10 protein-coding genes are annotated in these 12,757 nt (G+C 73.5%); 8 read left to right on the forward strand and 2 right to left on the reverse strand.

Annotation, left to right across the window (positions count from 1 at the left end; all coding sequences use genetic code 11):
• The first annotated feature begins 258 nt into the window (after window positions 1-258).
• From OG552_RS34650 to OG552_RS34685, 8 genes are all read left to right on the forward strand, one after another.
• Window positions 259-642, forward strand: a complete 384-nt coding sequence (locus OG552_RS34650; protein WP_329139861.1) for a DUF485 domain-containing protein — start codon at window positions 259-261, stop codon at window positions 640-642.
• Complete coding sequence (locus tag OG552_RS34655; protein ID WP_329139863.1) at window positions 639-2,225, forward strand: solute symporter family protein; 1,587 nt, start codon at window positions 639-641, stop codon at window positions 2,223-2,225. The genes OG552_RS34650 and OG552_RS34655 overlap by 4 nt, the downstream gene beginning before the upstream one ends.
• A 99-nt stretch (window positions 2,226-2,324) precedes the next feature.
• Window positions 2,325-3,101 carry a citryl-CoA lyase gene (locus OG552_RS34660; protein ID WP_329139865.1) on the forward strand — a complete coding sequence of 259 codons (777 nt, stop codon included), beginning with the start codon at window positions 2,325-2,327 and terminating at the stop codon, window positions 3,099-3,101.
• On the forward strand, window positions 3,098-4,723 hold the full coding sequence (locus tag OG552_RS34665; RefSeq protein ID WP_329139867.1) for an AMP-binding protein: 1,626 nt from the start codon (window positions 3,098-3,100) through the stop codon (window positions 4,721-4,723). Before OG552_RS34660 ends, OG552_RS34665 begins: the two co-directional genes overlap by 4 nt.
• Window positions 4,724-4,774: 51 nt before the next feature.
• Complete coding sequence (locus OG552_RS34670) at window positions 4,775-5,548, forward strand: enoyl-CoA hydratase/isomerase family protein (RefSeq protein WP_329139869.1); 774 nt, start codon at window positions 4,775-4,777, stop codon at window positions 5,546-5,548.
• Between the two features lie 4 nt (window positions 5,549-5,552).
• On the forward strand, window positions 5,553-7,205 hold the full coding sequence (locus tag OG552_RS34675) for a class I adenylate-forming enzyme family protein (RefSeq protein ID WP_329139871.1): 1,653 nt from the start codon (window positions 5,553-5,555) through the stop codon (window positions 7,203-7,205).
• Between the two features lie 78 nt (window positions 7,206-7,283).
• A complete protein-coding gene (locus tag OG552_RS34680; protein WP_329139873.1) occupies window positions 7,284-8,072 on the forward strand; it encodes an IclR family transcriptional regulator in 789 nt (262 codons plus the stop codon).
• A 4-nt stretch (window positions 8,073-8,076) separates the two neighbouring features.
• Window positions 8,077-8,727: an enoyl-CoA hydratase/isomerase family protein gene (locus OG552_RS34685; protein WP_329139874.1), complete on the forward strand. Its 651-nt coding sequence runs from the start codon at window positions 8,077-8,079 to the stop codon at window positions 8,725-8,727.
• 57 nt (window positions 8,728-8,784) lie between these two features.
• Here OG552_RS34685 and OG552_RS34690 read toward each other — a convergent pair whose 3' ends face one another.
• Both OG552_RS34690 and OG552_RS34695 read right to left on the reverse strand, forming a co-directional pair.
• Entirely contained in the window at window positions 8,785-10,707 is a 1,923-nt protein-coding gene (locus OG552_RS34690; RefSeq protein ID WP_329139875.1) for an alpha-L-fucosidase, read from the reverse strand.
• Window positions 10,704-12,689, reverse strand: coding sequence for a family 20 glycosylhydrolase (locus OG552_RS34695; protein ID WP_329139876.1), 1,986 nt, complete (start codon window positions 12,687-12,689; stop codon window positions 10,704-10,706). The genes OG552_RS34690 and OG552_RS34695 overlap by 4 nt, the downstream gene beginning before the upstream one ends.
• Between the last annotated feature and the right edge of the window lie 68 nt (window positions 12,690-12,757).

Genomic DNA, 12,757 nt, shown 5'->3' on the forward strand with positions numbered 1-12,757 from the left:
TCGCCCGGGTGGCGGCGGCACCGCTGCCGCCACCCGGAGTGCCGCCCAACGTCCTTGCGGCGGGCCCCAGTTGACCAGTGCGGCCGGTGCCGCCCCGCGGCGGTGCGCCCGGTGTCGCAGGCGCGTGAGAGCCGCCGCCCCCGCGGCTGGGCCCCGACCTGGGGACTTCCCTGTATTGACTGCGCAAGTCGCCCGCATTACCTTCGTCGAAACCGGATGGCGGGATCGCATCCCACCATCCGGAATGACCCGAGAGCGATGGCGCTCAAGAAGGGCGGGATCCCCATGACCCTCGACGACAGCGGTTCGCCCAGCGACCGCGCGGCAGTGCACGCGGTGTACGTCTCCGCGGACTTCCAGCAGCTCAGCCGCCTCCGCGGGCGGCTCTCGTGGCTGCTCACCGGCATCACGCTGGTCCTCTACGTCGGTTTCTTCCTCTGGGTGGCCTTCGGCCCCTCGTCGCTGTCCACCCGGATACCGGTGGTCGGATCGAGCGGCCTGCTGGTCTACCTGCTGATGTCGCTGGCCGCGTTCGCGCTGGTCGCGGTCTACCTGCGCTTCACCACACGCCGCATCGTGCCGCTCCAGGACGCGGTCGCCGCGCGGTCGGCCCAGGGCACCAGAGAAGGGGCGGGCGCATGAACCACGGTCTGACGCTCGGCGTCTTCGGCGTCCTCGTCCTGGCGATGCTCGCGGTCATCATCAGGGCCGGCCGGCGCACCCGTACCGCAGGCGACTTCTGGGCCGCGGGCCGCGGCATCGGCTCGCCGCAGAACGGCCTCGCGGTGGCCGGCGACTTCATGTCGGCCGGGACCTTCCTCGGCACCGTCGGCCTGATCTTCCTCACCGGCTTCGACGGCACCCTGATCCTGCTGGCCGCCCTCTTCTCCTTCCTGCCGGTGCTGTTCCTGCTCGCCGAGCGGCTGCGCAACTCCGGCGCCTTCACCCTGGCCGACGTCCTGTCCCTGCGCTTTCGCGGCGAGGCGGTCCGCGGCTCGGCGGCCGTCAACACCCTGGTGGTGTCCTTCTTCTACCTGTTCGCCCAACTGGTCGGCGCCGGCACCCTGCTGCAGGCACTGTCCGGGCTGTCGTTCACCACCGCGGTGCTGATAACCGGCGCCTTCATGACGGTCTACGTCACGCTCGGCGGCATGCTCGGCGCGACCTGGGTGATGATCGTCAAGGCGCTGCTGCTCGTCGTCGCTGCCCTGGTGATGAGCGGCGCCGTCCTGGCCCACGCCGGCTGGGACTTCAACGGGCTGCTGCACACCGCGGCGGCGCGGCAGCCGGCCGGCGACGCCATCCGCGGCCCGGGCCTGCTGCTGCCCCACCACCATGCCCTGGACAAGGTCGACATCATCTCCTACGGCCTGGTCTACATGCTGGGCACGGCCGGTCTGCCGCACGTACTGGTGCGTTTCTTCACCGTCCGCGACGGCCACACCGCCCGGCGCTCGCTGGGCTGGGCGATCGGCGTCATGGGCGTCTTCTTCGGCCTGATCGTGATCATCGGCTTCGGTGCCCGCGCGCTGCTCGACGCCGCCGCGGCCAAGGAGGCCACCGGGGCCGGCGGCAATCTCGTCGCCCCGATCCTGGCCCGCGAACTGGCCGGGGGAGCCGGCAGCGCCTGGGGCGACATCAGCCTCGCGGTGATCTCCGGCGTCGCCTTCCTGACCATCCTCGCCGTCGTCTCCGGCCTGCTGCTGTCCGCCTCCGGCGCGGTGGCGCACGACCTGTGGACCGGCAGTCTGCACCACAACAGTGAGAAGGCCGCGCGGCAGGAGCCGGCCGTCGCCCGGATCACCGCCGTCGTCATGGGGGTGCTGGCCACCCTGGGCACCTGCGCCATCGGCTCCGGCCGCAACATCACCTTCCTGCTGGGCCTGGCCTTCCTCATCGCCGCCAGCGCCAATCTGCCGGTGGTCGTCCTCACGCTCTTCTGGCGGCGGTTCACCGCCCGCGGCGCGGTGGCCGGCCTGATCGGCGGACTGCTGGTGTCCATCGTGGTGATCGCGCTCTCCCCGACCTGGCTGCACGGCGACGCGATCATCAAGCTCTCCTACCCGGCGATCATCTCGATCCCGGCCGGCTTCCTCATCAGCTTCCTGGCCACCTTCGCCGGCCGCGGCACACCCGACCAGGACGCCTGGGAGTCGATGTCGGTCCGCACCCAACTGGGCGTCAGGGCGGCAGGCAAGCAGCCGGCCCCCGCCGTACCCCACTGACCGCACGCACCCCGCACCACGCACCGCACTCCGCTGCCGCCGGCCCCCGGGCCGGCGCGCATCCGGCCGGATCTCCGGCCGCCCACCGAAGGAACCCCCATGTCACTGCACCACCAGACCATGGCCGCGGTGACGCCGGACGGCGTCACCGTCAAGGGCCTGGACCTGGTCCGCGACCTGGTCGGCAGCGTGTCGTTCACCGACATGCTGCACCTGGAGATCGCCGCGGAACTGCCCACCGAGGGCGCCAGGACCGCCCTGGACGCGGTGCTCGTCGCACTCACCGAACACGGCATGACCGCGACCGCGCTGGCCGCCCGACTCACCCACCTCGGCGCGCCCGGTGCCCTCCAGGGTGCGGTGGCGGCCGGCCTGCTCGGGGCCGGCGACCACTTCCTCGGCGCCCTCGACGGGGCGGCCCGGCTGCTCCAGGAGTGGCCGGCGGACGCCGAGCCCGGTGCACACGCCGAGCAGCTGGTCGCCCGGGCACGCGCCGAGCGGACCCGGCTGCCCGGCCTCGGCCACCCCGTCCACACCGACGGCGACCCCCGCACCGCCCGCCTCTTCGCGGTGGCCGACAGGGCCGGGCTCGACGGCACCGCCCGGGACCGCTTCCTGCTGCTCCAGCGGTACGCCGAGCAGGCCACCGGACGGCGCCTGCCGGTCAATGTGGACGGCGCCGCGGCGGTCCTGCTCACCGGGATCGGCATCCCCTGGCAGGTGTGCCGCGGCATCGCCCTGGTGGCCCGGTCGGCCGGCCTGGTCGGTCACTTGTGGGACGAGTACCGCTCCCCGGCCGCGCAGGCGATGCTCGACGCGGCCGACGCGGCGGCCCCGTACACCGCCCCCGCCGCGTCCGCGGAGGTGTCCGCGTGAACCGGGCCCCCGGTGCGGTGCGGGACACGGAGCACACGGCCGCCGGCCCCGCATCCGCGGCGGCGGTTCCGCTGCCGGCGCTGCTGCGGACCCGGGCCGCCGACACCCCCGGCGAGGTGTTCATCCGGGACACCGCGCGGGGAGATGTCACCTACGGCCGGTTCGAGGACCTGGTCCTGGCCTGGCGCGGGATCCTGCACGCGGCCGGGGTGCGGCCGGGCGACCGGGTGGTGACGATGTTCCCGACCGGCCCGGAGGCGCTCGCGGTGTGGATGGCCGTCGCCCGGCTCGGTGCGGTGGAGGTGCCGCTGAACACCGCCTACCACGGTCCGGTGCTGGCCGGCGTGGTGGCGGACGCCGCACCCGCCGCCGCGGTGGTGCACCGGCAGTGGGCCGACCGGTTCGCCCCGGCCGAGGTCCCGCTCCCGGCGGGGCTGCCCGTCCTGCCCGGCGGCGCCGCCCCCGCGGCACCCGGCGAACCGGGACCCGAGACACCCAGTGAACCGGGCCCCGCGGAACCCGACCTCTTCGAGCACTCCCTGGCCACCGTCGTCTACACCTCGGGCACCACCGGCCGCTCCAAGGGCGTACTCATCCCCTGGCGGCAGCTCGAACGCTCCGCCAGGTGGTGCATACCGCTCGACGAGGCCGGCCCCGACGACCACTGGTACGTCCCCCTGCCGCTCTTCCACGTCAGCGGCAAACTCTCGGTCTACGCCGCGGCCCTCACCGGCGCCCAGGTGGTCACCCGCGACGGCTTCAGCACCTCCGGCTTCTGGCCGGACGTCCGCGCCTACGGCTGCACCACGGCCCTGCTGCCCGGCAGCGCCGCCCGCTACCTGGAATCGGTGCCGCCCGCCCCCGACGACGCCGACAACCCGCTGCGCAATGTCTTCGTCGCCCCCTTCCCGCGCGACCGCGACGCGTTCGCCGCCCGTTTCGGCGTACGGCTGACCACCGCCTTCAACATGACCGAGGTGAGCTGCCCGGTGGTGAGCGGCTGGGAACTCGGCCCGGAGGGCAGCTGCGGGCGGGTGCGGCCCGGCGCGCAGATCCGGATCGTCGACGAGAACGACCACGAACTGCCCGACGGGGAGACCGGGGAACTGGTGGTGCGCACCGACTCCCCCTGGGAGATGACGACCGGTTACCTCGGCGCGCCGGAGGCCACCGTCGGGGTCTGGCGCAACCTGTGGTTCCACACCGGCGACCGGTGCCGCAAGGACGCCGACGGGTGGGTGTACTTCGTGGACCGGGCAGGCGACGCCATCCGCCGCCGCGGCGAGAACATCTGCTCCACCGACGTCGAGGCGGCGCTCGGCGGGCACCCGGCGGTCGCCGAGGCAGCGGTGATCGGCGTGCCCTCCGAATGGGGCGAGCACGACGTGAAGGCGTACGTGGTGCCGCGCCCCGGGCACCGGCCGGAAGCGGCCCCCGGCGGCCTGGCCGCGGACATCGCCGCCTTCGCCGAGGAGCGGCTGCCCCGCTTCATGGTGCCCCGCTACATCCAGGTCGTCGACGACCTGCCCCGCACCCATACCCAGCGCGTGCGCAAGGCGGAACTGCGCGAGCGCACCGGGCGCGACGACCGCCCCGGGCGCTTCCACGACCGCGGCCGCTGACCGGCGGGCCCGTGTCGTACGCCCGCCCGGCTTCCTCCTGAAAGGTCACCCATGAGCATCACCCTCGACCGCGACGGCCATGTCGCGATCGTCACGATCAGCCGTCCGGAACGCCTCAACACCCTCGACATGCCGACCCTCGACGCGCTGCGCGACGCCTGGATCGAGATCCGCGACGACGACACGCTGCGCGCCGTCGTTCTCACCGGCGCCGGGGACCGCGCCTTCTGCGCCGGGGCCGACCTGCGCGACTTCCTGCCGCGCCCGCACCCGCTGCGCGACCTGTGGAACCCCGGGGTGGAACTGCGTCCCGACCGCGGCCTGGACCTGTACAAGCCCGTGGTGGCCGCGGTCAACGGCTACTGCCTGGGCGGCGGGCTGACCCTGATGCTCGCGACCGACCTGCGGGTCGCCGCCGAACACGCGACCTTCGCCACCCCCGAGGTCGGCCACGGCATCCTCGCCAGCTGCGGCGGCACCCAGCGGCTGGCCGGACAGCTGCCCCGCGCGCTGGCCATGGAACTGCTGCTGACCGGCGACGCGATCGACGCGGCGACCGCGCTGCGCTGGGGTCTGGTCAACCAGGTGGTGCCGGCGGACCAGGTGCTGCCCACCGCGCTCGGCCTCGCCCACCGGATCAGCCGCAACGCCCCGATGGCCGTCCAGGCCACCAAGGAACTCGCCCTGCGCTCCGGGGACATGGACACCGCCTCCGGGCTCCGGCTGGAGGACGCCATGGTCCGGCTGCTCCAGGACAGCGAGGACTTCGCCGAGGGCGTGAAGGCGTTCGCCGAGCGCCGCCCGGCCGAGTTCCAGGGGCGGTGACGCGATGACCGCACCGCTCACCATCGCCCAGCGCATACCGCTGCCCGGGCAGCCCCCGCCTCCGCCCACCCTGGCCGACCTGGTGGCCGCGCAGGCGGCGTGGCGGCCGGAGCGGACCGCGCTCATCGACGACACGGGCGAGTACGGGTACGGCGACCTGCACCGCAGGATCCGCGACCTGGCGACCGGGCTGCGCCGGCTCGGAGTGCGGCCCGGGGACCCGGTGGCCGTCGCCGACGACCCCTGCGCGGACATGGTGGCCGTCTATCTGGCGACCGCCCGCATCGGGGCCCTCTTCGTCCCGCTCAACACCCGCCTGACGGCTGAGGAACTGGCGCACGTCCTGCGGGTGACCCGGCCGGTGCTCGCCGCGGCCGGCCCGGGGCACGGGGATCTGGTGCGCGACGCGCTGGACCGCTGCGCCGCCACCACTCCTGTGTTCACCACTGCCCCGGACGGCGGGTGGGCCGACCGGATCGCCGGCGCGACCGGGGACGGCCGCCCGGCGCCCGCCGGGTCCGGCCCCTGCGAGGACGAGGGGGCCGGCGGCGGCCCCGACCACCCGCACCTGGTGCTCTTCACCTCGGGCACCACCGGCACCCCCAAGGCGGCGGTCCTCTCCCAGCGGCGCAGCCTCGGCGACGCCTACGGCGCGGCGCTGGCCTCCGGCGTGCGCCCGGACGACAGGCTGCTCGGCTACCAGCCGCTTTACCACACCGGCGGCTGGGACTTCCTCAAGCAGTATCTGCTGGCCGGCGGATCGGCGGTGCTGATGCGGAAGTTCGACCCCGACCGCGCCCTCGACCTGCTGCAACAGCACCACTGCACCGCGATGTTCGCTGTCCCGCTGGTGCTGGCCCGGCTGCTGGAGTCGCCCCGGCTGCCCGCCACCGACCTGTCCGCCTTCCGCCGGCTGATGTACGCCAGTTACGAACCGAGCCGACTGATCCCCGGCGCGGTCGCCGCGTTCGAGGCCCGCGGGGCCCGGCAGGTACGGCTGGAACACGTCTACGGCCAGACCGAAGCCGGCTCCTTCGTGGCGACCCTACGGTCCGAGGACGCCCACCCCGGCAATCTGGACGCGGTCGGCACCCCGGTCCCCGGCGTGACGGTGGCCCTGCTCGACCCCGCGCTGCGCCCGGTGCCCGACGGCGGGACCGGCGAGATCTGCGTGCGCGCCGAAACCGTGATGCTGGGGTACCTCGACGACCCCGCCGCGACCGACGAGGCGTTCCGCGGCGGCTGGCTGCACACCGGCGACCTCGGCCGCAAAGGCGCCGACGGTCAGCTGCGCATCGAGGGCCGGCTGAAGGAGATGGTCCGCACCGCCGGCGAGAACGTCTTCCCCAAGGAGGTGGAGAGCGCCCTGGTCGGCCACCCCGACGTGCTGGACTGCGCGGTCTTCGGCGTGCCCGACGAGCGGTGGGACGAGCGGGTGGCCGCGGTGGTCGTCCGCCGGCCGCGGTCCGCGCTGGACGAGCCGGAGGTGACCGCCTATCTGCGCGACCGGCTGGCCGGTTTCAAACTGCCGCGCACCGTACGCTTCGTCACCGCCATCCCCAAGACACCCGCGGGCAAGACCGACCGCAAGGCACTGCCCGCGCTGCTGGAGCGCGGCGCGGCGGACGGCGCCCCGGCCGGCGCGGGCACCACGTGAGCGCGCCCCGCCGTCGCCGGGCGAGCCGGCACCGCTCGCCTATCCTCGCCTCACAGCGGTATCCGATGAGGAGGAAGCATGGCGGACGGACGCGGGGAACCCCTGCTCAGCGTGGAGCGCAGCATCGAGGTGCTGGAACTGTTCACCTCGCGGCGCACCACCTTGAGCCTCGCGGAGATGCAGGAGCTGCTGCCCTGGCCGCGCACCACCCTGCACCGGTACGCGCACTCCCTGCGGCACACCGGCATGCTCTCCTACGACACCCGGGCCGGCCGCTACCGGCTGGGCCCGAAACTCGTCCGGCTGGGCACCGCCGCGCTCAACGGGCTGCCGCTTGCCGAACTGGCCGGCCCGTACCTGGAGGAGCTGGTCCGGCTCACCCACGTCACCGCCCTGCTCACCATCTGGGACGGCGACGCGCCGCTGGTGATCCGGGAGAACGACAACACCGACCAGCTGGTCTCGCTGAAGATCCGCGAGGGCTCCCACCTGCCGGCCTACGACTCCGCGGCCGGTCAGGTCTTCCTCGCCTTCTCGCCGGCCGCGCGCGAACGGCCGGTCCGGGCGGATCTCCCGGCCGCGGCACTGGCCGAACGGGAGCGCACGCTCACCGCGGTGCGGGACGACGGTCTGGCCTACACCGAGGTGCTGCCGGGCCTGCGGGCTTTCGCCGCACCGGTCTTCCAGGCGGACGAACTCGTGGGCGCGATCAGCATCCTGGGCACCGTCTCCCAGCTCCCGGAGCCCGGCAGGTCGGCGCCGACCGAGCACCTGCTGGACATCTGCCGGCGGCTGACCGCGGCGCTGGGCGCGGGCATGCCGGGGGACAGGACCGACGACGTGCCGGAGCCGCCGGCCGAGGAGTGACCCGATGACGATCGACGTACGCAGGGACGGACCGGTGCTCACCGTCACCCTCAACCGGCCGGAGCGCCTCAACGCCCTGACCGGTCCTGACTACCGCGATCTGGCCGCCGCCTGGCGCGAGGCGGATGCCGACGACCGGGTACGGGTGGTGGTGCTGACCGGCGCCGGCGAGCGGGCGTTCTGCACCGGCGCCGACCTCAAGGACACCATCCCGCACCCGGCCCCGCTCTCCGAGCTGGCCCGGCCCAAGGCGCAGCAGCGCCCGGACCGCGCCCAGCCGCTCGGGAAGCCGGTGGTCGCCGCGGTGCGCGGGTACTGCCTCGGCGGCGGCATGACGCTGATGCTCCGCACCGACCTGCGGATCGCGGCGGACGACGCCGTCTTCGGCCTGCCCGAGGTGGTCTGGGGCATCCCGGTCAACTGCGCGCCGCGCGATCTGGGCCTGTCCCACCCGGCGGGAATGCGGTGGACCCTCACCGGCGACCGCTTCGGCGCCGCCGAGGCGTACGACCGGGGCCTGGTCAACCGGGTCGTCCCGCCCGCGGAGGTGCTCGACCGCGCGTATGGTCTCGCCCACCGCGTCGCCGCGCACCCGCTGGACCGGCTCATCGCCGTCAAACGGCTCGCCCTCACCCCGTCCCGCCGGTCGGGCTGACCAACGCTCCGGGGGCGGCCGTCGCTCATCGCGACGACCGCCCCCGGAGCCAGCGGGTCAGCTCCCCGCGACCGGTGCCGGAGTGCGGTACAGGCCCAGGGTGGACAGCCGGGGAGTGGCCCGGGAACGGGTGACGGTGACCCGCAGCCGCCGGGCGGCGCTCTGCGCGGGGACGGCGAGGATCCGGGAGTAGCCGATGGTGGTGCCTTCGGCGATCGCGGTCCATGCCGTGCCGTCCCAGACGGCGACCTCGAACTCTTCCACGTGCTGCCCGTGCCGGATGTCCTCGCCGAGCCACACCTGGTCGAAGAACAGGCCGTCCAGCAGGCGCAGTTCGAGCGTGCCGGTCGGTGCCCCGCGCGGCGGCGACCACGAAGTGTCGAGTCGGCCGTCGGTCAACGTCCGCGCCAGGGACGACGGTTGGGCACCGGTGAGGAGGTTGCGGCCGTAAGTCGCCGCGATGGTGCGGCCGAAGCCGGTGAGCGCGGCCACGTCGGCGTCGTCCACACGGCCGTCGGTGTTCGGCGGGACATTCAGCAGCATGACCGCGTTACGGCCCACCGACGTCCGGTAGATGTCCGTCAACTGCTCGGCGGTCCTGGGGTGTTCGGACGGGTGCCAGAACCAGCCGGGCCGGATCGACACGTCCGCCTCGGCCGGGAACCACTGGAGGAACTTCACCCCGGGCGCGGTGATCGCCGCGTCCGACCCGATGTCGGTGACCTGTGCGCCGTGCGGCAGCAGCCCCTCGCCGTGGGCCGTGGCCGGATCGGCGGTCGCCGGGGTCACACTCCACTCGGTCAGCCGCGCCGAGCCGCCCTCGTTGCCGACCCAGCGGGTCCCCTGCGGCCCGGCGAAGGTGACCGTGTCCGGTGACAAAGCATGGATCAGCGCGAACCAGGCGGTGAAGTCGTACGCCTCACTGATGCCGCTGGACGTCCACGGGTTGGCGCCGTCCAGCCACAGTTCGTCGATCGGACCGTACTGCGTGAACAGCTCGTACAGCTGGTTGAGGTAGTACGCGTTGTAGTCGTCCGCCATGACCTGGAAGCGGGGCAGCCGGCCGGCCGCGAGCGCGTGCGCCCGGTCGTCCTCCTCGACCAGGGTCGGAATGGTCCTGGCGGTGACCGCGCTGCCGCTGCCGTAGCGCCCCATCCCGGCCGGCGTCCGGGCCCGGTCGTCGTACGTCGACTGCTCCTCCGTGCTGAGCTGCCCGCCCGCGTCGTGCTTGGCGACGATCTGCTGGACGAACGTCTCGTGCCAGGCGTGCGGCAGTTCGGCGCCGTCGGCGGGGGAGAGGTAGACGCCGACCTTCAGGCCCGCTGCGCGCGCGGCCCGCAGGTAGGTGCCGAGGAGGTCGCCGGCCGGGTTGATGTTGCCCGCGCCGCGGATCCGCCAGAACGCCGAGGAGTCCTCGCCGCGGGCCGCGGTGGCGCGTTCCCGGGCCCGGCGGGCCGCGGCGTCCGGGGCGCCGCCGCGATACCACCACGGGCTGGCCACGACGGAGTGGTTGCTGTAGCGGGTGGGGTACACCACGAAGCCGTCGTGGTGCTTGGCGGTGAGCATCACCTGCTTCATCCCGGCCGCCCGGTAGGCGCGCATCCACTGGTCGATGTCGGCGCCGGTGGGGGCGAACCACGCCTCGTCCTCGCAGCCCGAGCCCCACTCCCGGTCGGTGAAGGTGTTCATCCCGAAGTGGGTGAACCCGGTCACCTTCCGTTCCTGCCAGGCGACTTGGGGCGGCCGGGGAACGATCGCGGCGGCCTTGGCGATGATCTGCTCAGGGGTGTCGGCCGGGTCGACGGCCAGTACAGAGGCGGGCCGGACCCGGCCGGCCGGGCCGGCGGCGGGGGAGCCGGCGGGGGAGCCGGTCGCGGGGAGCCCGGGGGCCGCGCCCGCCCGGCCGGCCGTCAGCGCCGCGGTGGCCGCGGCCGCGGTGGCGGCCGTGCCGGTGCGCAGCAGATCCCTGCGGCTGATCATGACCGCCCCCGGACCGCGGTGATCCGCCAGACGTCATTGCTTGCGACGTCACGCGGTTGCTGGACGACCGGGCCGCCCGCCCGGGGCGCCTGGAGCGTCTGCTGGGTGATGGCGTCGACGACCCGGTAGCCGCCGGGGACGGGTTCGAGCTGCCATTTCTGGCTCTCGGAGGCGGCGCAGGTCTCCGCGGTCGCCGCCGCGCCCTCCTCCACCACCACGTGCATGTTGTTCATGGCGCCGTGGCTCACGTCGGCGCACCGCCCGCTGCCGCTGTCGGTGATCCGGTAGTAGCCGTCGGCGGTGGGCGCCAGGTGCCAGGAGCCCGCGGTGCGGCCGGTGGCCAGCGGGGTGCCGGCAGTGCCGGCGGCGGTCAGCGCACGGCCCGCGGCACTGAGCCGGTAAGTGCCTTCGGGCAGCGGCTGGACCCACTGCGGACCCCAGCCGGGGGCGTGGCCGATGGCGTCGGCCAGTGCGGTGAAGCCGGCGTAGTCAGCGGTGGGCCGGGGGCTGCCCCACACACCCTGGGCGAAGGCGCGCAGCGAGGTGGTCATCTGCTGCTGGGTGGTGTTCTCGTTCTCCTTGCCGTAGTTGTCGGGCCAGACCATGTACTCGGCTCCGGTGACGCGCGAGCCGGGGTCGGTGACCGTCTGGTCGGCGAAGTCCAGCGGGGTCCACCCGGCGTCGTAGAGCCGCTCGGCGTCGGGCTGGTAGCTGCCGCGTACGTAGTACCAGGCGTCGGTGGCGTTCATGACCTGGTAGCCGGAGTCGAGGAGCTGCTGGGTGGTGACCTTCTCCGGCAGCCAGTGCTCGATGACGATGCCCTTGTTGAGCGGCACGGTGTTGGCGCCGGTCAGGCCGTCGTTCCAGATCCGCAGGGTCCGGCCCTTGGAGCGCACATAGGTGTCGACCCGGTTGACGAAGTCGATGTACGCGTCCTGGGCGGTGGCACCGGGCCCGAACTTCGCCTGGGCGTAGGCCAGCAGCTGCGGGAAGTTGGAGTAGGCCGAGTTGACCATGTACTCATCGGCGCCCATGTGGAAAGAGGGGCCGGGGAACACGCTCAGGTCCTCGTCGATCAGGTGCGTGTAGAAGGTGAACGACGCGGGGTTGGTGACGTCCAGCCGGGTCGGGTCCTTGACCCCTGCGGAGTTGGTGAGCTGCAGATCGGGGTACGGCGTGATGTACGGGTCCACGTGCCCGGGGGAGTTGATCTCCGGGATCACCGTGATGTGGTACTTGGCGGCGAGCGCGACCAGCGAGCGGATCTCCGGCTTGGTGTAGTAGGAGAACGTGTTGATCGCCGGGTAGGCGTCGCTGCGGACCTTCAGCTCCACGTGCAGCGTGTTGAGCTTGAGGTACGCCATGTCCTTGATCAGACGGTCGAACCAGGCGTCGGTGTTGTAGGTGTAGCAGGCGCAGACGCCGACCGCGCGTTCCCTGGCGGCTGGTACGTCGGTGGTGCTGCCGGCCGGCAACGCGGCGCCCGCGGTGAGCAGTTGCAGGATCGTCCGGGTGCCATAGAAGACGCCGCCGCCGGTACGGCCGGTCACCTGCGCCTCGGCGCCGATCCGCAGCGCGTACCCCTCCGTGCCGAGGTCGGCGCGCCGTGAGTCGGTGCGCAGCACGATGTCGCCGGGGCGGGCGGGGCCGCTGACCACCGGGATCCGCCAGCCGCGGGCCTGCCGCAGGTCCTCCGCGAGCGTCACCGCGGTGGACCGGCTTGCCGCGTCGGTGTCGATCCTGGACCTCGGGCCGAGCCGCAACGAGCCCTTCGCAGCGGTCCAGTTGTCGAGTGCCGGGATCACCGCGGGGCGGCCTGCGGTGGCCGGGGCCGTGGGGGCGGTCGTGGCCGTGGCGGCGCCGGCGCCGGTGAGGACGGCTGCCGTCAGACCGAGGCACACCGCCGCTCCGGTCAGCGGCCTGATCAGCCGTCTCGCGCGCCGCCGGGTGCCGCCGCGGCCGCCTTCATCAAGGGATGTCATCGGGTGCGCTCCAGAGTCGAAGAAAAATTATTCTCCGCTGAGGGACTCTGCACGCCGCTCACCGGCCA

Origin of the sequence: Streptomyces sp. NBC_01476 (assembly GCF_036227265.1) — a bacterium.
Lineage (GTDB): Bacteria > Actinomycetota > Actinomycetes > Streptomycetales > Streptomycetaceae > Actinacidiphila.